The sequence below is a fragment of the Haloglomus salinum genome, from assembly GCF_024298825.1.
GTDB classification, from domain to species: Archaea; Halobacteriota; Halobacteria; order Halobacteriales; family Haloarculaceae; genus Haloglomus; species Haloglomus salinum.
In genome coordinates, this window is record NZ_CP101153.1 from 1405706 (window position 1) to 1426582 (window position 20877).

24 protein-coding genes and 1 pseudogene are annotated in these 20877 nt (G+C 69.6%); 14 read left to right on the forward strand and 11 right to left on the reverse strand.

All coding sequences use genetic code 11. From position 1 onward, the window contains the following. The first annotated feature begins 460 nt into the window (after positions 1-460). Complete coding sequence (locus NL115_RS06850; protein ID WP_254832440.1) at positions 461-739, forward strand: ubiquitin-like small modifier protein 1; 279 nt, start codon at positions 461-463, stop codon at positions 737-739. Positions 740-823: 84 nt separating this feature from the next. Here NL115_RS06850 and NL115_RS06855 read toward each other — a convergent pair whose 3' ends face one another. Both NL115_RS06855 and gatD read right to left on the reverse strand, forming a co-directional pair. Next, positions 824-1744 carry a GNAT family N-acetyltransferase gene (locus NL115_RS06855; RefSeq protein WP_254832441.1) on the reverse strand — a complete coding sequence of 307 codons (921 nt, stop codon included), beginning with the start codon at positions 1742-1744 and terminating at the stop codon, positions 824-826. Between the two features lie 4 nt (positions 1745-1748). After that, the gene (gatD, locus tag NL115_RS06860; RefSeq protein ID WP_254832442.1) at positions 1749-3002 is read right to left on the reverse strand and encodes a Glu-tRNA(Gln) amidotransferase subunit GatD; all 1254 of its coding nucleotides are present in this window, start codon (positions 3000-3002) and stop codon (positions 1749-1751) included. A 115-nt stretch (positions 3003-3117) separates the two neighbouring features. Between gatD and NL115_RS06865 the strand changes: the two genes are divergently transcribed. From NL115_RS06865 to NL115_RS06895, 7 genes are all read left to right on the forward strand, one after another. Further along, positions 3118-3618, forward strand: coding sequence for a chemotaxis protein CheW (locus NL115_RS06865; RefSeq protein WP_254832443.1), 501 nt, complete (start codon positions 3118-3120; stop codon positions 3616-3618). Continuing rightward, positions 3615-5825 (forward strand): ATP-binding protein, encoded by a 2211-nt coding sequence (locus tag NL115_RS06870; RefSeq protein WP_254832444.1) that lies wholly within the window; start codon positions 3615-3617, stop codon positions 5823-5825. The genes NL115_RS06865 and NL115_RS06870 overlap by 4 nt, the downstream gene beginning before the upstream one ends. Before the next feature lie 97 nt (positions 5826-5922). Next, complete coding sequence (locus NL115_RS06875; protein WP_254832445.1) at positions 5923-6321, forward strand: 30S ribosomal protein S6e; 399 nt, start codon at positions 5923-5925, stop codon at positions 6319-6321. 12 nt (positions 6322-6333) lie between these two features. Next, positions 6334-6768: a DUF7112 family protein gene (locus NL115_RS06880; RefSeq protein ID WP_254832446.1), complete on the forward strand. Its 435-nt coding sequence runs from the start codon at positions 6334-6336 to the stop codon at positions 6766-6768. Then, positions 6765-7250 (forward strand): DUF5807 family protein, encoded by a 486-nt coding sequence (locus NL115_RS06885; RefSeq protein ID WP_254832447.1) that lies wholly within the window; start codon positions 6765-6767, stop codon positions 7248-7250. Before NL115_RS06880 ends, NL115_RS06885 begins: the two co-directional genes overlap by 4 nt. A 223-nt stretch (positions 7251-7473) precedes the next feature. Further along, the gene (locus tag NL115_RS06890) at positions 7474-7896 is read left to right on the forward strand and encodes a hypothetical protein (protein ID WP_254832448.1); all 423 of its coding nucleotides are present in this window, start codon (positions 7474-7476) and stop codon (positions 7894-7896) included. 279 nt (positions 7897-8175) lie between these two features. Further along, positions 8176-10422 carry an alkaline phosphatase PhoX gene (locus NL115_RS06895; protein ID WP_254832449.1) on the forward strand — a complete coding sequence of 749 codons (2247 nt, stop codon included), beginning with the start codon at positions 8176-8178 and terminating at the stop codon, positions 10420-10422. Here NL115_RS06895 and NL115_RS06900 read toward each other — a convergent pair. The 3 genes from NL115_RS06900 to NL115_RS06910 form a co-directional block, all read right to left on the reverse strand. Continuing rightward, complete coding sequence (locus NL115_RS06900; protein WP_254832450.1) at positions 10405-11394, reverse strand: hypothetical protein; 990 nt, start codon at positions 11392-11394, stop codon at positions 10405-10407. The genes NL115_RS06895 and NL115_RS06900 overlap by 18 nt on opposite strands. Then, complete coding sequence (locus NL115_RS06905; protein WP_254832451.1) at positions 11391-11744, reverse strand: cupin domain-containing protein; 354 nt, start codon at positions 11742-11744, stop codon at positions 11391-11393. The genes NL115_RS06900 and NL115_RS06905 overlap by 4 nt, the downstream gene beginning before the upstream one ends. Before the next feature lie 88 nt (positions 11745-11832). After that, complete coding sequence (locus NL115_RS06910; protein WP_254832452.1) at positions 11833-12219, reverse strand: cupin domain-containing protein; 387 nt, start codon at positions 12217-12219, stop codon at positions 11833-11835. A gap of 184 nt (positions 12220-12403) precedes the next feature. On the opposite strand from NL115_RS06910, the gene NL115_RS06915 reads away from it, so the two are divergent. Next, positions 12404-13489 (forward strand): DHH family phosphoesterase, encoded by a 1086-nt coding sequence (locus NL115_RS06915; RefSeq protein WP_254832453.1) that lies wholly within the window; start codon positions 12404-12406, stop codon positions 13487-13489. A gap of 83 nt (positions 13490-13572) precedes the next feature. On the opposite strand, the gene NL115_RS06920 is transcribed toward NL115_RS06915, so the two are convergent. Further along, the gene (locus NL115_RS06920) at positions 13573-14007 is read right to left on the reverse strand and encodes a PIN domain-containing protein (RefSeq protein ID WP_254832454.1); all 435 of its coding nucleotides are present in this window, start codon (positions 14005-14007) and stop codon (positions 13573-13575) included. After that, positions 14007-14309, reverse strand: coding sequence for an AbrB/MazE/SpoVT family DNA-binding domain-containing protein (locus NL115_RS06925; protein WP_254824044.1), 303 nt, complete (start codon positions 14307-14309; stop codon positions 14007-14009). Before NL115_RS06925 ends, NL115_RS06920 begins: the two co-directional genes overlap by 1 nt. 83 nt (positions 14310-14392) lie before the next feature. On the opposite strand from NL115_RS06925, the gene NL115_RS06930 reads away from it, so the two are divergent. Next, positions 14393-15085, forward strand: a complete 693-nt coding sequence (locus NL115_RS06930) for a hypothetical protein (RefSeq protein WP_254824045.1) — start codon at positions 14393-14395, stop codon at positions 15083-15085. 276 nt (positions 15086-15361) lie between these two features. Here NL115_RS06930 and NL115_RS06935 read toward each other — a convergent pair whose 3' ends face one another. Then, positions 15362-15859, reverse strand: coding sequence for a DUF7344 domain-containing protein (locus NL115_RS06935; RefSeq protein ID WP_254832455.1), 498 nt, complete (start codon positions 15857-15859; stop codon positions 15362-15364). 672 nt (positions 15860-16531) lie between these two features. Here NL115_RS06935 and tgtA point away from each other — a divergent pair. Further along, positions 16532-18049, forward strand: a complete 1518-nt coding sequence (gene tgtA / locus NL115_RS06940; protein ID WP_254832456.1) for a tRNA guanosine(15) transglycosylase TgtA — start codon at positions 16532-16534, stop codon at positions 18047-18049. A 19-nt stretch (positions 18050-18068) separates the two neighbouring features. On the opposite strand, the gene NL115_RS06945 is transcribed toward tgtA, so the two are convergent. The 3 genes and pseudogenes from NL115_RS06945 to NL115_RS06955 all read right to left on the reverse strand — a co-directional run. Next, positions 18069-18506, reverse strand: a complete 438-nt coding sequence (locus tag NL115_RS06945; RefSeq protein ID WP_254832457.1) for a hypothetical protein — start codon at positions 18504-18506, stop codon at positions 18069-18071. Next, positions 18503-19195 (reverse strand): chemotaxis protein CheC, encoded by a 693-nt coding sequence (locus NL115_RS06950; RefSeq protein WP_254832458.1) that lies wholly within the window; start codon positions 19193-19195, stop codon positions 18503-18505. The genes NL115_RS06945 and NL115_RS06950 overlap by 4 nt, the downstream gene beginning before the upstream one ends. Positions 19196-19290: 95 nt before the next feature. Then, positions 19291-19659: pseudogene (locus NL115_RS06955) on the reverse strand (response regulator); the annotation flags it as partial. A gap of 92 nt (positions 19660-19751) precedes the next feature. Between NL115_RS06955 and NL115_RS06960 the strand changes: the two are divergent. The 3 genes from NL115_RS06960 to NL115_RS06970 are packed head-to-tail and all read left to right on the forward strand — an operon-like array spanning position 19752 to position 20739. Further along, positions 19752-20105, forward strand: coding sequence for a WNWW family protein (locus tag NL115_RS06960; RefSeq protein ID WP_254832459.1), 354 nt, complete (start codon positions 19752-19754; stop codon positions 20103-20105). 57 nt (positions 20106-20162) lie between these two features. Then, entirely contained in the window at positions 20163-20405 is a 243-nt protein-coding gene (locus tag NL115_RS06965) for a DUF7120 family protein (RefSeq protein WP_254824051.1), read from the forward strand. Between the two features lie 4 nt (positions 20406-20409). Further along, positions 20410-20739 (forward strand): hypothetical protein, encoded by a 330-nt coding sequence (locus NL115_RS06970; protein WP_254832460.1) that lies wholly within the window; start codon positions 20410-20412, stop codon positions 20737-20739. Positions 20740-20877: the final 138 nt, after the last annotated feature.

A 20877-nucleotide genomic window follows, 5' to 3' on the forward strand; every position in this document is an offset into this window, starting at 1 on the left:
AAGGGGCCGCCGGCTGCGGGAAGCACGGCGACGCAAGCACTGGACTGTATGCCCGGAACGCTGGCCGAGCGAAGCGAGGCCAGCGCACGCCCGGAACAGGAAGCGCGCAGCGAGCCGCGCGACCGCAGCCGGCGGGGGCTTTCTACCGCTTCTGGTCGTCTGCTGGTACGAGACACAAGCAGTTGTCGAAAGCCCCCGCTCGCTCGACCGTCCGGGCCTCGCTGCGGTCCTCGGTCGCTCGCGCTGCTCGCTCCCTGCGGTCCTTGCGTCGTCCGGGACGGGTCGAGCGACCGGCCTCTTTCATTCCCACCCGAATCCATCCACCGAGCGAGCCGACTCGACACGAAACGACGGTGTGTGCGAACCCATCCAGAGCGAACGGGCTGGTTCCACCCGAAACAAGGGCGTCTACGTTTCCCGCGAGCCAAAGCCTGAAGCGCGCCGCCGACCCACCGCCGGTATGGAGTGGAGACTGTTCGCCAACCTCGCCGAGACCGCCGGGACGAAGCAGGTCCAGGTCGAGGCGGGCCCCGGCGACACCTTCCGTGACGCGTTCGACCAGCTGCTGGAGAAGCATCCCGAACTGGAGGACGACATCCTCGACGAGGACGGCGACATCCGCGACCACATCCGCGTGCTGCGCAACGACAGCAACCCGTTCGTCGTCGACGATGGCTACGACACCGTGCTGGAGGAGGGCGACGACCTGGCGCTGTTCCCGCCCGTCAGCGGCGGATAAGCGATGGAATAGAACTATATTCTAATTATACCAGACACTCCTGAATAATTACTCCAGTAGTTTTCAGAATCGAGATTCTGTCTATTACTCCCCAGACAGGTCCGCCTCCAGCACGAAGTCCGGTTCGTCGCTGAACCCGACCCGTGCGGCGGCCACGTCCGAGACGTGGCGGACCGTCTCAGGAATCAGCACCCGCGTCCGGTCAACCCCGAGGTCGGCCGCGTCCCGTGCGACGGCGGCGAACAGCGCGCGTGCCGCCGCTACGTCGTCCCACACCCCGACACCGTACTCGGCGAACCGCTCGGTTCCCCCGTCGGTCTCGTGTTCGTCCGTCCGCACGCGGAACGTCATCCCGCGGACGCCGTCGTCGTCGGCGACCGCGAGCACGCGCTCGTCCGCGGCCGCGTCGTGCAGGCGCTCGGGCGTCAGTTCCGCGAGCGCCCACGACTCGTCGCTGGCGAGCGTGAGCCCTGCGAGGTGGTCACGACCCTCGGAGCGCTGCCACGCGGTCCACGCCGTCGAGGGGTCCGCGACGACCCGGAGGCCGTCGGGCCCCGTCGCGTCGGCGTCGGGGTCCGGTTCGGCCCAGCGGAACTCCGTCCGCGGGTCGAAGCCGACCGCGCGGGACTGGCCCAGGCCGGCCGCGTTCCACGAGAACACCATGTTCCGGCAGACCGTCGCGCCCTGCTCGCGCGCCCAGTCGAAGACGGCGTGGGTGAGGCGGGGACTCGCCTTCCGCCCGCGGTAGTCCGGGTTGACGCGCATCCCCTGGGCCCAGGCCTCGTGCTCGGAGAGGAGGACACCCTGGCAGATGCCCGCGATGTCGTCGCCGGCGTCGAGGACGAAGGTGCGCTGCGTGGGGCCGTCGGTCTCGACCCACTCGTCGAAGACGCGGGGGATGTAGTCGTCGCCGCGCTCGGGCCACGTCGACTCGGTGAACGCGACGACGGCCTCGCGGTCGTCGGCGCGGGCCTGCCGGACGGTCAGCTCGTCGGCGTCACTCATCGGCCTACTGCCACGGCGTCGAGCGGTCCTGAATCTCGCCCGCCACGGAGCGGCGCATCGTGGCCGCCACCGACTCGTCGTCGACGTTCGCGAGCGCCCACATCAGCTTCACCTTCGCCGTCCCGGGGAGCGTGTCCTCGGCCTCGACGACGCCCGCGTCGAGCAGGTCACGGCCGGTGTCGTAGACGCGGTCGCAGACTCGACCCTCGATGCACTGGCTGGTCATCACGACCGGCGTTCCCGAGTCGACCATCGCCTCGAACGTCGGGATGAGGTCAGTGTGGACGTGGCCGAGGCCGGTCCCCTCGACGACGAGACCCGCCGCATCGGAGAGCCGCTCGACGCGGGAGAAGTCCATCCCGGGCGTGAACTTCACCAGTTCCACGTCCGTCTCGAGGTCCGCGCGGATGTCGAGGTCGACGCCGTCGCGCTCGGCGTACTCCCGGCGGAAGTGGACGGCCTCGGCATCGTAATCCACGTACCCCAGCGGCTCGGCGCCGACCGTCTCGAAGGCGTCGCGCCGGGAGGTGTGGTTCTTCCGGACGCGCGTCCCGCGGTGGAGCGCACAGCGGTCGTCGGACTCGGTGGCGTGCATGCAGACCAGCACCTCCGCACAGTCGGATTTCGCGGCTTCGACCGCACAGACGGCGTTCATCACGTTGTCGGAGGAGGGCCGGTCCGCGGAACGCTGGCTCCCCGTGAAGACGATGGGGACGGGCGTGTCCAGCATGAACGCCAGCGCCGACGCGGTGAACTGCATCGTGTCGGTCCCGTGCATCACGACGACGCCGTCGGCACCCGCCTCGATCTCCTCGTGGACGGCCTCGGCGAGTTCCTGCCAGATGTCGGCCGTCATATTCTCCGAGAGGATGTTGGCGACGACGCGGCCCCGGTAGTTCGCGCGGCCGGCGAGGTCCGGGACGGCGCGGAGCACGTCCTCGGCGTCGAACTGGGCGGTGACGGCCCCCGTTCGGTAGTCGACGGTGGAGGCGATGGTGCCACCGGTGGAGATGAGCGAGACGGTGGGCAGGTCGTCGTCGAACTGTATCTCGGAGGCGCCCTCGTCGGTGTCCTGTGCGCTCTCGACGTCGTAGACGCCGGACTCGAGCAGTTCGGCCTCGGCGTCCGCGCGGTCGATACCGACGTTGTAGCCGCCGTCGAGCTTGACGACGAGCCGGTCGGCGTCCGTCGACGGCATGAGGACGCCCTCGTAGGTCGTCCCGCCGCGGTCGACGCGGACGCGGTCCCCTGGGTTCATATCCACGTCTCGGCGGCCGGCGGACTTCAAACCCGTCGATGGGCGTCGACACGGGAGCGTCTGTCCGCGAGCCCACCGGGAAACGCTCTTTGCGCGGCCGTGCCTCGACCCGCTCATGCAGACGGGGGACAGCAGCCGGACGGGTGGGCCCGGAGCGCACGACAGCGTCGCGTTCGTGCGGTTCCGGCTCGGCGGCTTCCCGCTGGCGCTGGAGGCCGGCCACGTCGACCGGGTGGCGCCGGCACCCGAGGGGACGCGGCTCCCGGGGGCACCCGCACCGGTGGCCGGACTGGGCTACGTCGCCGGTCGCCCGACCGTCATCGTGTCGCTGGCCGACCGCCTCGACGTCGAACCGGAGGGCGGCGAGCGCGCGGTGGTCGTGGTCCGAAGCGGGGACGGGCCATCCGTGGGCCTGCTCGCCGACGGGACGAGCGGGTTCCTGACGGCGCCGGCCGAGGCGGTGACACCGCCCGCAGAATCCGGCGACTTCTTCTTCGGGAACGCGGCCGAGAATCGGCTGTTCCGCGCCGTCGTCACGTCCGAGGAGGGGACGGCGTACGTGCTGTCGCCGGGCGGGATACGCGCCCTCGCCGGCAGTCGGGGTGAGCGGCCATGAGCGAGACCCGGCCCACGGACGATATCCCGGACGACTTCGTCCGGGAGAACCGCCAGCACGTCCGCACACTCGTCGAGTCGCTCGTGGCGATGGAGGGGACGGCGGACCGCGAGGCGGTCGACGAGGCGTTCCGCGCGGCCCACTCGCTGAAGGCGAACTGCGAACTCGCCGGACTGGACGACGCCGGGGCGGTCGCCCACGCCGTCGAGGACGTCCTCGCGGCGGCCCGGGCAGGGCACGCGACGGTCGACGAGGCGACGGCGGACGAGGCCGCGGCCGCAGTCGAGGCCATCGAGCGGGTCATCGACGCCATCTCCGACGAGGACGCTATCCCGGCCATCGATGTGGACGGGTGGACCACACGCCTCCGGAGTCAGCTCGGCGATAGCGAGGCCGTCGCCGCGGACACCGCGGCAGCGACACCCGACGGACAGACGGGGACGGCCCCGGACGCGGACGACGAGGCAGCCGCGGCAGGTGCCGACCCTGTCCCCGACCTCGACGACCTGGACCTCGACGAGGAGGCACAGGCGGCGCTCGAGGCCGCGGGCGATTACGACGACCTCGACGCGCTCGTGGCGGCGATGGACGACGAGGCCGAAGCGTACGCCGACCTGGAGGGTGGCGGCTCGTTCGACGCGGTTGAGGAGGCCCAGGCATCCACGGAGTTACCGGAGCCGGACCCGCAGCGTACGGCGACTCACGACGAGGACGCCGTCGGCGCAGGGGGCAGCGAGGGGGGCGACGAGAGGGGCGACGCACCGGCCGAGATGAAACCCGACACGCCAGTCGAGTCCACGGCCGACCGGCCCGACCTGCCGGCACCCGACCCGGACCTGGCACCGTCGACGCCCGGGACGAGGGACGCGGGCAGCGGAGCGTCCGGGCCGACCGACGGAGTCACGGTTCCGGGAGTGGGGCAGGTCACGGACGCGGCGGCGACCATCGCCGAGAGTTCGCTCGACGCCGAGCAGTTCGGCATCGACGACGACGAGGCCGCCGAGGACGCGGCGGCCCCGGAACCGCTCGGGGCGGCACGGAGTCTCGCTGTCGAGGGGCGCCGGCTGGCTGCGGCGCTCGATGAGGGTGACCTCGACGGGCAGGCCGCCGACGCGCTGGCCTCGCTCCGTACCGCCGCCGACGCGCTCGGCGGCGCGGCGGCCGGCGATCTGCGCCGACTGGACGCGCTGGCGCCGGACCTCAAGCGGGCGGTCGAGCGCGCCACACGCCACGTCGAGACGCCCGTTGAACTCGACGCCGACCTCCCACCGGTCGCGCTCGACCGGACAGTCGTCGACCGCCTCTCGGAGCCGCTGGTCCACTGCGTGCGCAACGCCATCGACCACGGCATCGAGGAGCCGCGCGAGCGTGGCGCCGCCGGGAAGCCGGAGGCCGGGACCGTCACGGTCCGGGGCCGGCGCGACGGCGAGCGGCTGGTGGTCACCGTGGAGGACGACGGGCGCGGTATCGACGCCGAGGCCGTCCGCGAGGCGGCCGTCGAGACCGGTATCGAGGGAGCAGCCGGCGTAACCGACGACGAGGCACTCGACCTGCTGTTCGAGGCCGGCCTCTCGACCGCCGACGCCAGCAGCGACCTCTCCGGGCGCGGCGTCGGGATGGACGTCGTCGGCCGGGCGATGGCCGACCTCGAGGGCGAGGTGACCGTCGACTCGACGCCCGGCGAGGGGACGACGGTTCGGCTGTCGGTCCCCGTCGGGAGTGGCGTCGAGCGGGTCCGGGTCGTCGCGGTCGGGGGCGAGACGTACGCCGTTCCCGAGTGGCCACTCGAGGAGACGGTACCGGCGAGCGAGGCACGTGTGCAGAACGGCTCGATACGGGTCGCCGCTCCCGAACTCGAGCAGGACGCGATGGGCATCGAGACGGCGTTCGGCTCGACCGTGGACTACCGGGTGGTCGACCTCGTGGTGGCGCTCGGGGTGCCGGAAGCGGCGGCTGACGGAGCCGACGAGCACGACGGGCAACGCGAACCGGCGTACCTCCTGGTCGACCCGCCGGACGGGGCCGGCGGGCGCGACCGGGACGGGCACGTGGCGCTCCGCTGTGACGGCGTCCTGAGCGAGCACGAGACGCTGGTGACGCCGCTGGCGGACGTCGACGCGAATCCGGCAGTCGACGGAGTTGTCGTCTGCGACGCCGGGCGGGTCGTGCCAGTGCTGGACCCGACGGCGTTCGTGGGCGGACGGTAGTCGCCCGCCGATACCGCCTTCCAGGCGGGCGTGTGGGCACGTACCGCCCGGAGCGCGTTCCAATACCCTTTTGCCCGTTCCACGACTCGCTGCGTGCATGGCAGACTTCCAGGTCGTCGTCGCGGACCCGGAGGACGGGACGACCTACCAGTTCGAGATCGACGGACAGGACGCGAACCGGTTCCAGGGCCGGGAGATCGGCGAGGCAGTCGACGGCGGCGCCGTCGGCCTCGACGGGTACGAGGTCGAGATCACCGGCGGCTCCGACACGGCCGGCCGCCCGATGCGTGGCGACGTGCCCGGGACGGAGCTCAAGCAGCTCCTGCTGACGGGCGGCGTCGGCTACGAGCCGCAGGTCGACGGCGAGCGCCGTCGCGTCACGGTCCGGGGTCGCGAGGTCAGCGACGAGACGCGCCAGATCAACGCCAAGATCGTCACCCGCGGCGACACCTCCATCGAGGAGCTGCTCGGCGAGGGCGACGAGGACGACGAGTAAGCCACTCGTCTGATGGACCGCATCGCACACGACAACGCTTCCGTCCGGACGGTGCGCGCCACGCTGGAACGCGTCGGCCGCACGGACCGCCCCCGCATCGACCTCCCCGACAGTGACACCGACGCCTTCCCCGTCGGCGAGGTCGTCCGGGTCGCCCTCGACGGGACCACCCGCCACGCCCGCGTCCACCGCGGGATGGACGAGGGGCTCGAACTCCGCGCCGTCTACGACAACGCACGGCAGGCCAGGACCGACGACGGCGAGGACCGGCTCCCCGAGTGGGTCGCCGAGCGCGACCTCGAGTTCGGGCGCTCGGTTCTCGTCGATGTCGTCGAGGCAGGGTTCTTCTACGGCGTCCGGGCGCCGGACGAGGCCGCGGTGTACGAGGTACCCGACCGGCCGGACGACGGGCTCGCGGCCATCGCCCGCGACCTGGAGGAACCGTGAGCGACGACCCCGACGGCACGGCGAGCGGTGACGCCGACGACGAAGCCGGCGAGGCTCGCCGGACCTTCCTCGCGGGCGACCGCCCCGACGACATCCTCATCTACCTCCGCGAGGACGGCATCGCGGACCCCGAGCAGCTGGCCGACCTCGGCGAGCGCACCGACGATGGGGTCGTGCTCGTCCTGCCGGGCGCCGAGGGCCGGCAGGCCTTCGAGTCCGCGACCGGTCTCGACCCGATGTCCTTCGCCGGGAGCGCGATGGACACCGAGGGCCACGTCCACCGCGACGCCACCGGCGGCGACTGTCCCGAGGGCGAGGGCGACGACCACGGTGCCCGCTTCATCTTCGCCTTCGCCGAGGCACAGAACGAGGAGGTCGGCGGCCGGTACGCCGAGGGCGACGTCATCCACGCGTACGTGGCGTGCGACTGCGGGACGACCTACTCAGAGAAGTGGGTTGCCGAGGCGGACAGCGGGGAATAGGCCCGGCCCCCTGTTCGATAGTGCATATTCAGAAAACCCGAGTAATTTGTTATTAGATTCAGTTGTACATAGGCAATAGCGACAGCTCGGCAGATATATCGAGAGATGCGGGCTGTGGAGATTCGGTCCCGTCCGGACGGGTATATAGGGAAACTAGCAACGAACTACCCACGGCCGGCAGTGGTCAGAGTCGAGCGACCGCCCGTCGGCGGTCTCCGACACCATGTCACGACCCGAGTCCGTACCCCGAGACGGCGAATCGGTCCACCGCGAGTACATCCTCGACGTGCGTATCGTCACGGTCGCCGACGACGGCGCCGACGCCCCCCGCTACCGGTTCGAGGCCCCACAGCACCGGGGTGTCGAGTTCGACAGTGCCGCCGACGCAGAACTGTACGCCGACGTCTACTTCGACGTGAACGGGTTCCAGGAGGCCGGCACGGGCGAGCGCGGGGTGCCACCCGAAATCATCCAGGCCGGGCGCGACACGCTGGCCGCCTACTTCCGGACCCAGCGCTACGCCGACACCGCGTGGGTCGCCTCCTTCTTCGGCAAGGAACCGGGACAGATAGAGCGGTACCTCGAGACGGTCCGCGCCCGCGCCGAGGAGGTCCGCGAGGGGGCCGTCGAGCACGGCGTGGCGTGACGGCGAGCCACGCCGACCCCCGGACAGAATGATAACAATACACTGACATAATCGGCGAGGGAGGCGTCGGTAGTCGGTCAGCGACCAGGTATAGACCTGCGGCGAATCTGTAGGACCCATCGGCTTGTATCGCCTTTCCGTCTCTCGATTTGGTACACCGGATATCGCTGCCCGGTCTATATATCCGACCCGAGCACACAGATGAATCGGGCCGTCCCTGTACGGGGTCGGACGGCTATTACAAGCGTTCATTATGCCGACAGGAGGGCATCCGTCCGTATGCCCGAGTTCACTCGGCGGAACCTGATGGCCACCTCCGTCGCGGCGGCGGTCGGCGCGAGCGTGAGCGGCGTCGCGACTGCAGACGAGGAGGAGTCCGACACCCCTGGCGCGCCCAGCGTGAAAGGCGAGTTGAAGCGGTTCTCCTCGACGGCGCTCGGCGCGGAGGTGACGGGCCCGTTCGTCTTCGACGACGGTTCGCTGCTGTACAGCCTCCAGCACCCCAGCACGGACAACCCCGCGCCGTTCGACAAAGCGGGCATCGGCTACGTCGAGGGGTTCAACTTCGAGTTCGACGGCGACAGTAGCGAGTTCGACGAGCTGTCGACGCCCCAGACCAACGAGGAGCAGGGGAAGGTCCGTGTGAGCACCGGCGAGTACGTCCTGCTGGCGAGCCAGGGGGACACCTTCGGCAACGGCGAGGAACTCGGCGTCCCGGAGACGCCCGACGGCACGCCCATCACTGAGTTCGCCGGCTCGCGGTACAGCGAGGCCGGCTACACCCCGGACTGCAACGAATTCATCGCCACGAACGGCGCTGGCACCGAGGGCTACCTCTTCACGAACTTCGAGGCCAGCCCCGGCAACGTCACGCGCATCCCGGTCAGCAAGGACGGCGAGTCCTGGGAGGCCGACCTCGAGAACGCGCTGAACCTCGCCAACACCGAGGCGATGCGCGAGGTCGGCGGCACCCGCATCAACTGCTACGGCGACCTCACCCCGTGGGATACGATGGTCTCCTCCGAGGAGAACTACGCCCACCCGCGGGTCGCGACGAAGGCGACCGTGAGCGACATCGACGAGGCGGGGACCGGGAAGGGACTCCGGGGCGGCCACGAGTTCTGGAACCGGCCGAATCCCAGCGAGGCCCAGAGCGCTATCGACGAGTACTACGGCGACGGCTCCTGGTACGTTCAGGCGACGTGGGCGCTCACGGGTGTCGAACTGCTCGCGTACTACCTCGGTGCCGACCCGGTCGACCAGAACGGCGAAGAGAACACGCTCGAACCCATCGGCGAGGGCTACCCCAACCCGTATCGCTACGGCTACCAGCTGGAGTTCCAGAACCCGACAGCCGAGGAGCCGACGCCGGTCAAGCACTACGCGATGGGCCGGGCGTCGTGGGAGGCCCCCGACTTCCAGCAGGACCGCAAGACCGTCTACCAGTGCTCGGACGGCGACAGCAAGGGCATCTACAAGTTCGTCGCCGACCGCCCCATCCCGAGCTACTCGGACCCGATGGACGTGGCGGGCACGCTGTACGCCCCGAAGGTGACGACCGACGCGGCGGCCGAGAAGAACAGCCCGGCCGACGTCACCCTCGATGTCGAGTGGGTCGAACTCGGCCACGCCTCGAACGGCGAGGTCGACTCCTGGATCGCCGACTACGACGACCTCACCCAGCGGGACTACCTCGCGACCCACAGCGACTGGGAGCAGGGCGACGAGGTCACGGCCGAGGTCCTCGAGGCGGCCGACCGCGAGGTCGTCGAGAACGGGAACCAGGACCTCGTCACCGACCAGGAGATTCTGGACTGGGCCGAGCAGTACGAGGCGAACGGTCCGGACGGCGTGGACGAGGAGCTCCGCCGGGTCCCGTTCCTCGAGACCCGCGCCGCCGCGAAGGAGATCGGCGCCACCATCGAGTTCAACAAGGCCGAGGGCGTCGACAGCGTCCCCGGCGCCACGCCCGGCGACTACGTCTACTTCGGTATCTCCGAGTTCAACGACGACATGGCCGACGACACGGGCGACCTCCGGATGCACCGCGTCGACGGTGGCGTCGTCTATCGGGGCGAACTGGAGTCCGACTACAACATCTCGGCCCTGGAGCCGGTCATCGTCGGCCCCGACGGCACGGACACCGCCGACGTGGCCGACGACGCGCTCATCAACGTCGACAACGTCTACGTGATGGAGGACGGCCGCGTCCTCTGCTGTGAGGACGCCGACCAGTTCGGCCGCTCCTACAAGAACGACTGCCTCTACGTCTACACGCCCGAGGAGCAGCTGAACCAGCCCGGGAACGGCAACAGCGACGGGAACAACGACAACGGTACCGGCCGAAACAGCAACAGCGGCAACGCCGGGAACGGCAGCACCAACCGGATGGCCCAGTCCGGCGCGGGGTCGGGGATGTTCGCCGACAGCGACGGCGACGGCGATGTCGACCCGAGTCGTTCACAGTTCGACTCGGCGTTCCCCAACCTGAACTGGAACACCTGGTCGTCACTGTTCGGGAACTGACGGCCCCCCGCATCCCACGTGGTGGCGGCCGGCGCAGCCGCCCAGCGCTTCCGCCGGAGCCTCTCCCCGGCCGGTATCGCGGCCCTCCACGGCGGTCTCGTTTCTCGCGCGGTCGAGCCACCCCGGTGGGTCGACCGTCGTCGTCCCGACGTCCGACCAGCGGGCCGTCTCCGTCACGCCGGCCCGGCGCCCGTCGTAGGTGGTCTCGTATTCGAGCCGGTAGCGGTAGACCCGGCCGTCCGGGCCGACGAGCATCCGGACCTCGGCGTCGCGGGGGGCCGTGAGCAGGTAGGCGTCGTCGAGCGCGTCCGGTGCGACGACCGCGGTCGATTCGAGCCGGTAGCGGCGCTCGTCGCCGATGTTCAGCCGCGTCACCTCCCAGCGGAACGTTGTGAGCAGCCCCAGCACCGCGTCGCGGCCAGTCCGGTCGGCTTCGACCTCCGCGGGAGCGGCCCCCGCGTCGGCACCGTAGGTGACGTTGTCCGCCGCGACGAGCCGGTAGAACGCCGCGTCTCCGTCGTGGTAGAGCATCGTGTCGCTGTATGGCGCGTCGACATCGTAGCGGGGCGCGGAGACGGAACTCCGGGTCAGCAGGAACGGTGTGCCGCCGCGGGCGACGGCGATATCGGTCCGGGTCGCACGGAGCGTCCCGTTCCCGTCGACGACGGTCCGGCTGTCGGCCCGCGTGAACGAGCGGCCGGAGAGCCGGTCGTGGTGGGCGCTCGCGAGCGCGAACGGGTCCGCCACGCCACCCGTCCGGAGTCCGGGGGCGAGCCGGCGCCCGTCCACGAGTCGCGGACCGCCCGGACCGCTGGTGTCGGCGGCCGCCGCCCGCTCGCCGTCGGGAATCGGTGCCGGTGTCAGCGTCGGCGTCTCGTCGGGGCCGCCACCGGTGCCGATGTTACACCCCGCCAGCACCAGCATCGCGGCCAGCGCGAGCGGGGCGGCGACCGGACGAACGCGCGTCGTCACTTGTCGTCCGGGGGCGGGGCCCAGTCCGGGTTGGGCCGCGGCGGCGCGAACGTGTCGATGCCGACGACCGGTTCCTCGCCGCGGTTCTCGGCGGCGTGGGGCTCCCCGCCCGGGATGGTGAACGAGTCACCCGGACCGACATCGTACTCCTCCCCGTCGACGAGGAACGTCAGCGTCCCGGAGACGACGTAGCCGGTCTGCTCGTGATGGTGGTCGTGTTCCGGGACCTCGGCGCCGGGGTCGATGTGGAACCGCTGGATGCTCAGCTCCTCCCCCGCCGCCAGCTGGGTCAGGTGAACCCCCGGGACGGCCTCGACCGTCTCGCGCTCCCCCTCGGCCACGTGTTCCATACGCGAGGGACGGCCCGCTAGGTCGTAAATCGTCGGGCGTCCGGGTAGCGAGGGGTCCGGGCGGCGAGGCTCGCACCCGAAGGCCTCCTCAGCCGTCCCCGGCGTCGGCCTCCCGAGAGAGACGGGAGACGGGCGGGTGGTCCGCGTCCGGCGAGTTGAAGTAGTGCGGCGGCGCGAACCGCTCGACGACGACGGTCGGCTCGTCGCCGTGGTTGGCGAGAGCGTGCGGTTCGCCACGGGGGATGACGACCGCATCTCCGGGCTCGACGACGTGTGACGCGCCGTCGACGGTGACGGTCAGTTCCCCCCGGACCACGTAGCCGCACCGCTCGTAGTGGTTCTCGCGCTCCGGCCGGACCGTCCCCGGTTCGAGGCGGAGCCGCCAGCCGCTCGTCCGCTCGCCCGGGGCCAGCAGCTGGAGCTGGTGCCCGTCGAGGTCGATCGGTTCGCGCTCGTCGGCGACGCGATGCTCCATACGGGCCGCACGGGCCGGGCCGCCCTGAAGCCTCTGGCGGCGACGCCGGACACCACCTGCCGGTGACGGGCCCGTTCGGCGCGAACCGCTCGACGACGGCCGACGGCGTCCCGCGGCCGACAGCGACCCTGCCCTCCGCGACCGCAACCGGCCGTTTGATACCGCTCGGGGCGCTCTGACAGGCATGGACGATTATCTCATCGACGACGACCGACTCTCGCTCTCGCGGAAGTCGGTGCTGCCGGGTGAGGGCTTCTTCGTGCCCGACTCCGTGGACGAGGCCCGCGAGGAGGCCGAGGCCCGCGAGGCCATCGCCGGCGCCTCGACGGTGGTCATCGCGGACCCGGACGCCGACGGCCTGGCCTGCGTGGCGCTGTGCCGCGAGGCGTTCGGGTCGGCCGCACTCGTGCCCACGGGGCCGCACGAAATCGCCGACTCGCTGGAGTACGTCGCGGAGTTCGCCGAGACAGACGCCCGGGTCGTGGTCTGTGACCTCTGCCCGGACGACGAACGCGACATCGAACCGCTCGGCGACGTGGCCGACGGCCACGAGGTCCGGTGGTTCGACCACCACCAGTGGCACGACGACCTCGCGGCGCTGGTCCGGGAGGCGGGCGTCGACCTCGTGGTCGGCCCCTCGGACGAGGTGTGTACCGCGGACGTGGCGCTGGAGGCGCTCGACTACGACTTCCCCGAGCGGTTCACCGACCTCGCGGAGGTGACCCGTGACCACGACCTCTGGCTCCGCGAGGACCCCCGCAGCGACGACCTCGCCGACTACGCCTACTGGGTCGAACCCGAGGAGTACGTCGAGGTCGTCCGCGAGCACGGCGCCGACCTCCCCGAGGACGTCGAGGACTACATCGCCGAGCGCCGCGTCGAGAAGGAGGCGCTCATCGAGCAGGCCGTCGAGCGCGGGCAGATCGTCGACGTGAACGGCTGGACCGTCGGGGTGACGTACGGCCGCTGCTCGCAGAACGAGGTCGCCGAGGCGTTCCGCGAGCAGGGCGCCGACGCCTCCGTCGTGGTCAAGCCCTCCGGCTCGGCCAGCATCCGCGGCACCGACCGGTTCGAGCGCTGCCACGAGGTCGCCGCGCAGGTCAACGGCGGCGGCCACCCGAAGGCCGCCGGGTGTAAACCGGACATCTACGACGACATGCTCGATTACGCCCACCACTGGACGACTCGGGGCGCCATCACGAAGCAGGTCATCCTCGACGGGTTCCGGGCACTGGAGCCGGAGGATGAGGCGGACGTGGAATCGGAGTAGTCGCCCCCGTCCCTAGAGCATTAACAGCCTCATTATCCGATTTTCGAGCACATTATCGAGATATTCCCGAGTTATCAGTCGAATCACACGCCGTGGTCCCGGAACCGCTCCACGGTTACCTCGACCGGCAACTCGTCGAACTCCCCGTCGGCGCCGGCCAGCAGGGTCGCATCGTGCTCGTGAGCCAGCGCGACGGCGTGTGCGTCGCCGAGTGCGATTCCCCCGTGGGCCTTCACGCGACCCGCGAGGGCCCAGTCCGCACGCGCCAGCTCCAGTCCGTGGCGGGTCAGCGCGCGAACGTCCCGGTCCGCGGTGCGGAGCGACGCGTCGGTCGCTGTCCCGTCGACGCCCTCGATGCGCGCGACGAGGTAGAGCAGTTCCGAGGCGTTGACCTCCGCGAGCAGGCCGTCGGCCGCACCCGATGCGACCCGTTCGAGCACCTCGGCGACGGCCTCGTGCCCGGGTTCGTCGTAGAGGAAGGCGACCAGCGGCTCCGTGTCGAGGACGTAGTCCACCATCAGTCCCCGTCACCGTGCCGGTCGACCAGTTCGTCAGCCTCGCGCTCCTCGCGCTCGCGGTCGGCTGCCCGCAGGTCCCGCGCTTCCGCGAGGACCTCACCTGGGTCGTGGTCACCGGCGTGGATGCCGTGCAGGTCCGAGAGCGTCGGCACGGGCTCGACGACGATGCGCCCCTCGTCCTCGTAGATGAACACCTCGCCCGGCGCCTCGATGCCGAACTTCTCCCGGAGCGGCTTCGGGATGGTCGCCTGCCCCTTCCCGGAGACGTTGACGACCGTCGGTTCTGAGGTATTACTCGACATCTCGTGTTGTACAATCGTGTTCGGGTGTTACTAACTCTGTCGGCGCCCGGAGGTTTATCAGGAAGAACACCGACCGGAGAGCCGTGTCGACGGACGACCCAGGGGTGGCTGCGGCTGTTCGAAAGCAGCTGCAGGGCTGGTCGCCGGAGGGCGACGAATCCGGGCTCAACGACTACCGGACGAGCATCCGCGAGTACCTCGACGGGAAACTGAACTGCGGACCTGGGGTGGACCAGCACGTCGTGGCGTCACACCGGAGCGGTTCGGCGCCTGACGTGGTCGTGGGCGACCGTGTCGGTATCCTCGTCGAACCGGTCGTCTCCGAAGGCGGACAGGGGCGGCTCCGGACGCGGCTGGACCGGTTCGACGGGGAGTACGCGCTGGTGCTGACCGTCGCAGTCGAGGTCAGGGACGAGACGGCGTGGCAGGAACTGCAGGACGAGTACGCGACGGGTCACGAGGCTGCAGGGACGGTATACGGGTTCGTCGTCGCCAATCTCCGCCGTGAGTCTGGAGGAACCACATCCCACCGTCTGCATCCGAGGGAGGTAGAACCGAGCAAACTGCGGCAGTGGTTACGATGGGTCGTCCTCGGGCTATTCTTCGTCCCACTCACCTACGGCGTGACGCTGCTCCGGTTCGGGAACAACAACGGGATTCCGGGCGGAGGGTTCGTTCCATACGTCACGATCGGCACGGAGCTCCTGGGATTCCTCGCGGTGTTCGTCGTCGGCTCGCTGCTCTGGGTGGTGTGGCAGGACGGCCACAGCAGTTGAATCGTTATCACTCTCCCCTGACGCACGGTTCTCAGCACCTGTCCCACCGAACGACGCGGGGCGCAGTCACGAAGCAGGTCATCCTCGACGCGCTCCGGGCACTGGAGCACGAAGCCGACGCAGCGGAGGAGTGAGTCCGTTCACTTACTAGGCATACTGATAATATCTTCGAGTGCTAAAATATTATCCGGCTTTCAACTGAGTTAGAATAAATATAGCAGAGATATACCGCGTTCCAGTCCGGAACGAGTGCGCGTCAGTCAGTCCGCCGGGGAGTCACCGCTTGAACAGCGACGAGACGGTGTCGGTGAAGCGGCCCTCGGAGCGTTCGTCGGACTCCTCGTGGGTGTCGGTGCCGTCGACGGCGAGGTCGGTGTCGGCGTGGAGGCTCTCCTCGAGGTACGGCTCGAACACCTCGATGAGACCGGTCGGTTCGACGACGCCGCGGGACTGGTTGTACTCGATGACGTCGTGGTCGTCGAGCTTGGGGAGATGGGACTGGTAGAGCGCGATGTAGACCCGCTGGCGCTCGTCCGAGACGAGCTGCTGGACCGTCGTGTCGTGCTCCCACGCCGCGACCTCCTCGGCCAGGTCCCGCATCACGAACCGCTCCTCCTCCTCGTGGTCGAGCAGGTAGCGGAGCACGGCACGCCGCCGGGAGTTCTGCAGGATGTGGAACGCGTCGTCCTTCTCGATACTCGTACACGTGTGGGCGTCTGTGTCGGCCGCCTCCTGCTCGCTGGCGTCGTAGTCGGAGTCTGTCTGGACACTCATTGTGTGCATCCGAGTCCATCGGGCCAGGGGTAATAAAGAAGAATCTCGGTTCGGCCGGTTCAGGGCCGTTCACGGCTGTTGCGAACCATTTCATCGCGAAATCGGGTCCGTTTCGTTACCTATGGAAGATTCATGCTACGATGGCAGAAAAAATCACGCGTCGCAGACTCTCTCCGATATCACGACTCTTGCAGACCGTTACGCACGGGCTAAAGACCGTTTCACCGACCGTTCATCCCCGCGCCATCTTGCGGTTTTGTCGATTCAGGCGGATATGACTGGGCCTTTATATCGAGTATGTGGTGACGGAGCGTGGGAGACCGTTCCACGCGAACGCGCCACGACTGTGGCCGAGGTATCGGTGCGCAACCGAGTGTGTCGGGGACGTACCGGCAACGTCATCTGGGTCGGGGATTCGAACCGACGAAATCTCCAATATCGTGAGGACACAACACACGCCACGCAGGGAGCGACGGAGAACTGGACACTCGCCCGTCGGTTCCTGGTGGAATGGGGTGGAGCCGGCCGCGTGTGCGAGAGCCCACCGCAGCCGGACACGTCCCCGTTCTTCGGAGGGAGTCCGGACAGCGGCGGCGCTCGGGAGCGAGGAGACCTCGACCTCGCTCCGTCCGACACACAACCCTTACCGCCAGCCACCCCGCAGACGGACCAATGACCGACGTCTTCGAGGTCCGCCGCTGGGACGGCGCGGGCCGGCTCGGGAGTCTCGACGTGCCCCGCGCGGGCGTCACCGTCGAGACGCCGGCGCTGATGCCCGTCGTGAATCCCCATCTGCGGACGGTCTCGCCGGCCCGGATGGAGGAACTCGGCGCGCAGGTGCTCATCACGAACGGCTACATCCTCTACGGGAGCGAGGACTACCGCGAGCAGGCCCTCGACGAGGGGCTCCACTCCCTGTACGACTTCTCCGGCGCCATCGTCACCGACTCCGGGTCGTTCCAGCTCTCGGTGTACGGCGACGAGGAGGTCGACATCGATACCGAGGAGATACTGCAGTTCCAGTACGACATCGGCTCGGACATCGGAACGCCGGTGGACATCCCGACGCCGCCGGATGCGGCCCGTGAGCGCGCCGAGCGCGAACTCGCGACGACCCAGGAGCGTCTGGAACTCGCCTCGGGACTGGACCTCGGCGAGATGCTGCTGAACGCGCCCGTCCAGGGCTCCACCTACACGGACCTCCGCGAGCGGGCGGGCGCCGACGCCCGCGCGACCGGCGCCGACGTGTTCCCGGTCGGTGCTGTGGTCCCCCTCCTCAACGACTACCGCTACGCCGAGGCCGTCGAGGTGTCGCTCGCGGCGAAGCGAGGACTGGGGCCGGCCGCGCCGGTCCACCTGTTCGGTGCGGGCCACCCGATGATGTTCGCGCTCGCGGCCGCCGCGGGCTGTGACCTGTTCGACTCGGCCGCGTACGCGCTGTACGCGCGCGACGACCGCTACCTCACCGTCCGCAGCACGGAGCACCTCGCGGACCTAGAGTACCTCCCCTGTTCGTGCCCGGTCTGCACCGAACACGGTGCCGAGGGGCTGCAGGCGCTGGACGACATCGAGCGCGAGCGCCGACTCGCCGAGCACAACCTGCACGTCTCGTTCGCCGAGATGCGCCGGGTCCGGCAGGCCATCCGCGCCGGCGACCTGCTGGAACTGGTGGAGGCCCGGGCACGCTCGCACCCGACCGTGCTGGACGGGTATCGGGCGCTGCTGGACCACGCCGACGAGCTGGAGCGAACGGACGACGCCAGCAAGGAGACCTTCTTCCACCTCTCGACCGAGAGCGCCCGCCGGCCGGAGGTCCGTCGCCACCACGACCGCCTGACGGCGGTCCCCGTCGAGGGTGACGAGGTCCTCCTCTCGGAGGGCGGAACGAACGACTCCTACGACGAGACCTGGCGCGTCGTCCCGCCGTTCGGCCCGTTCCCGCGAGCCCTCTCGGAGACGTACCCCCTCACCGCGGAGGTCCCCGAGCGGACCGACCGCGCGGCGCAGGCAGCGGCCGCCCGGGGCGTGACCGCGCTCGCCGAGGCGAACCCCGATGTCGAGTTCACGCTCGCCCACTGGGAGTGGCCCGACGCGGTACTGGCGACGCTCCCGGAAGCGGTGACGGTGACGGCGCTGGGAGCGGACGAGGAAGGGGTCGAAGACGAGAACGAGGGGACAGCGACGGAATAGTCGAGCGGAGGGCGAGCTGTCAGTCCAGCCCGAGCAGCCGCTTCAGCCACGCGATGAAGCCGCCCGGGGAGTCGTCTTGCTGGCTCCGCCGTCGGCCGCCACGGGTGCCACCCGACTGCCCGCCAGCATTGCGGCCCGACGCGGGGGCACTGTCCGCCGCCGCGTCGCTCCCGTTCGCCCCCGCGGTCGACGGTGTGGTGGCGGACGACGTGCTGGCGTCCGCGCCGGTGCCGTCCGAGGCACTGCTCGCGGCGCTCGCACCGGCACCGGCAGTCGCGTCACGCTGCGAGGCTGCGGGCGGACTGCTGCTCCACGGCTCCTTCTCGGGCGTGGGGTCGCGGTGCTCGACATCGTCGAACCAGTCGGCGTCGTCGTAGTCGGCCGCGGGGTCCGCCGCAGCGCGCTCGGCGGGGGCCGCGTCGCCGGCACCGAACCAGTCCGGGTGGTCGGCCGTCATCGCTGGATGGAGCCCACCTCGAGCTGGCCGAGGATCTTCAGGAACGTCCGGTTGTCCGGCAGGACGTAGACGGAGGCGTCGATGTCGTACGCCGGGATGTGGAGCTGACTGGCGATGTAGATACCGAGGTCGTCGCCGGCGGCGACGGTGGCCCGCAAGATCTCGGCCTCGGTGTTGGACACCGTATCGGGCGTGGCGATGTCGATACGCTCGTCGAACATGTTGGCCCAGCTGTCGACGAAGCCGCTGGACATGATGGAGCCGAGCTCCTGGATGGTGCTCCAGGCCATCTCCTCGCCGGCCGTCTCGACCGCCTCGTCGGAATCCTCCAGCATGACCGCGGCGGCGCGGTTGGCGCTCGCGGGGTCGAACAGCACGAGGACGTAGCCGCCGGGCGCGCCCGGGAGCCGCACCCGGACGCCGACGCGGTCCTCGTCGCCGAACTGCGTATGCGCGTCGTCGGGGGTGACGTAGCCGCTCTTGACCTGCTCGGAGACGACCTCGTCGATGCCGAGCTTGTCGACGCGCTCCTCGACGCCGTCGGCGCCGACCTCGCCGAGCCGGTTCATCACCGCGAGTTTCTCTATCGGGATGGTCCAGCTCTCGCGGGCGCCCTCGCTGGGGGGCTGCACGCGGCCGCGGCTGTGGTCGCCGCCGGCCCGCTTGGCCTCCGGGTCGCGGTCGCTCATGCGGTCGACTCGGCCTCCGTGTCCGTGTCGGACCCCGCGTCGGTGTCGGTATCCGGGTCCCCGTCGTGCCCGGAATCGTCGCCCACGCGCTCTCCTGCCGCGAGCACCTCGCTGATGGCGGTCGCCACCTCCTCGTCGGTAAACGGCTTCGTCACGTAGCCGTCCGCACCGGCCTGCCGCGCGAGTTTCATCTTCTTGTGCTGGCCCACCGAGGTACACATGATGATGCTGGCGTTGGCGTCGAGTTCCTTGATGGCAGCCGTCGCCTTCACCCCGTTGGCGGTGTCCATCACGATGTCCATCAGCACCAGGTCCACGTCCTCGCGGTGTTCCTGGTAGCGTTTGACCGCCCACGCCCCGTCGGGGGCCTCCGCGACGACGTGGTACTCGTCGTCGCCGAGCGCACTCTTCAGACGGCTCCGCATGTAGTCGGAGTCGTCCACGATGAGGATGCCCAGCGACATCTATACGCAGCGAACGGTGAGCGGCGGGATAAAGTTTGCACCTGTGACCGACACACGACGATGGTTAAGAGGTCCGACCCCCAACAGCCGCCGTGGACATCGACGAACTCGACCGGGTGCTGGCCGACGCGTTCGACGCCGCGGCCGGCGAGCGACGCGCGGTAGCACGGATGGCCAGTGACCTGGCGGCGGCCGGCCACTACGGCGACGTGGCCGGCCACGACCTGACCCCGGAGCTGGTCGTGGCCAACCTCGAGGACGCACCGGACGAGGAACTCGCCTCGAAGTGGAACTGGTGGCTCGGATCGCTCGAGATCGCGTTCGGGCGCAGTGAGGACCTCGAACACGGTTTCGCCGAGTTCCAGGTCCGGCAGTACGAGGGCGACGGGGAGGACGATGGGGCGACCGGCGGCGCGGAGGACGACACGACCGGCGACGGGAACTGACCCCGACCACGACCGCGGGCCGAAGTCTGAAATGGGGGGGTGCCCTACCCCGACGTAATGCCAACCTTCGAAGTCCAGTTGCCGGACGACCTGTACGCGCGGTTCCAGCGCATCGCCGAGAGCGAGTTCATCTCGGAGGGCGAGGCCTACGAGGAGCTCATCGGGATGGGGCTCGACGCGTACAACGTCGAGGAGGACGACGGCGAGGCGGGACTCGCCGACGAGTACGCCACCGAGATGTGGGACACGGCCGAGGACCCCGCGGACATGAGCGACGAGAGCGACGAGCACACCTTCTGAAGGGATGGCCGCCCCCAGCCACGACGGGCGGGGCGGCCGCCCGACCATCGACGACGGCGAGCGACGCGTCCACCTCGTCCCCGCGACGGGCGACTGGCCGGAACGCGTTCGCCGGGACCTCGCGACGACCGACTGGACCGCCACGCCGGTCGTGGACGTGGTCCACTACGCGCCAGCGACCTCGACCGGCCTGGAGGACGGTCGACCGCACACGGAGGTCCACCGCCACGCCGGGACGCCACCACGACCGGAGCGGTACGCGACGCCCGAGCGGGCGTGTCGGGTCGAGCGCGTGACGCGGCCACTGGCCGAACGGTTCGGACTCGACAGTTAGCTCCGATACACCCCGAGAGAATGGATTATTTCCCATATATTATACCAATACAGGCATAATTAGAAATATTTCCAGAAAGTCCCAATGATAATTTCGAGTGGGGCAAAACATTTGCTTGAGCCGGTAGCAGTACCACCT

What these genes read in the sequence shown, in the direction of transcription:
- NL115_RS06925 (WP_254824044.1), bottom strand. Translation starts at nt 14,309, where the DNA reads ATGTCGAGTAATACCTCAGAACCGACGGTCGTCAACGTCTCCGGGAAG.
- NL115_RS06865 (WP_254832443.1), top strand. Translation starts at nt 3,118, where the DNA reads ATGCAGACGGGGGACAGCAGCCGGACGGGTGGGCCCGGAGCGCACGAC.
- NL115_RS06850 (WP_254832440.1), top strand. Translation starts at nt 461, where the DNA reads ATGGAGTGGAGACTGTTCGCCAACCTCGCCGAGACCGCCGGGACGAAG.
- NL115_RS06915 (WP_254832453.1), top strand. Translation starts at nt 12,404, where the DNA reads ATGGACGATTATCTCATCGACGACGACCGACTCTCGCTCTCGCGGAAG.
- NL115_RS06870 (WP_254832444.1), top strand. Translation starts at nt 3,615, where the DNA reads ATGAGCGAGACCCGGCCCACGGACGATATCCCGGACGACTTCGTCCGG.
- NL115_RS06970 (WP_254832460.1), top strand. Translation starts at nt 20,410, where the DNA reads ATGGCCGCCCCCAGCCACGACGGGCGGGGCGGCCGCCCGACCATCGAC.
- NL115_RS06920 (WP_254832454.1), bottom strand. Translation starts at nt 14,007, where the DNA reads ATGGTGGACTACGTCCTCGACACGGAGCCGCTGGTCGCCTTCCTCTAC.
- NL115_RS06935 (WP_254832455.1), bottom strand. Translation starts at nt 15,859, where the DNA reads ATGAGTGTCCAGACAGACTCCGACTACGACGCCAGCGAGCAGGAGGCG.
- tgtA (WP_254832456.1), top strand. Translation starts at nt 16,532, where the DNA reads ATGACCGACGTCTTCGAGGTCCGCCGCTGGGACGGCGCGGGCCGGCTC.
- NL115_RS06945 (WP_254832457.1), bottom strand. Translation starts at nt 18,506, where the DNA reads ATGACGGCCGACCACCCGGACTGGTTCGGTGCCGGCGACGCGGCCCCC.
- NL115_RS06905 (WP_254832451.1), bottom strand. Translation starts at nt 11,744, where the DNA reads ATGGAACACGTGGCCGAGGGGGAGCGCGAGACGGTCGAGGCCGTCCCG.
- NL115_RS06895 (WP_254832449.1), top strand. Translation starts at nt 8,176, where the DNA reads ATGCCCGAGTTCACTCGGCGGAACCTGATGGCCACCTCCGTCGCGGCG.
- gatD (WP_254832442.1), bottom strand. Translation starts at nt 3,002, where the DNA reads ATGAACCCAGGGGACCGCGTCCGCGTCGACCGCGGCGGGACGACCTAC.
- NL115_RS06910 (WP_254832452.1), bottom strand. Translation starts at nt 12,219, where the DNA reads ATGGAGCATCGCGTCGCCGACGAGCGCGAACCGATCGACCTCGACGGG.
- NL115_RS06950 (WP_254832458.1), bottom strand. Translation starts at nt 19,195, where the DNA reads ATGAGCGACCGCGACCCGGAGGCCAAGCGGGCCGGCGGCGACCACAGC.
- NL115_RS06855 (WP_254832441.1), bottom strand. Translation starts at nt 1,744, where the DNA reads ATGAGTGACGCCGACGAGCTGACCGTCCGGCAGGCCCGCGCCGACGAC.
- NL115_RS06965 (WP_254824051.1), top strand. Translation starts at nt 20,163, where the DNA reads ATGCCAACCTTCGAAGTCCAGTTGCCGGACGACCTGTACGCGCGGTTC.
- NL115_RS06880 (WP_254832446.1), top strand. Translation starts at nt 6,334, where the DNA reads ATGGACCGCATCGCACACGACAACGCTTCCGTCCGGACGGTGCGCGCC.
- NL115_RS06890 (WP_254832448.1), top strand. Translation starts at nt 7,474, where the DNA reads ATGTCACGACCCGAGTCCGTACCCCGAGACGGCGAATCGGTCCACCGC.
- NL115_RS06875 (WP_254832445.1), top strand. Translation starts at nt 5,923, where the DNA reads ATGGCAGACTTCCAGGTCGTCGTCGCGGACCCGGAGGACGGGACGACC.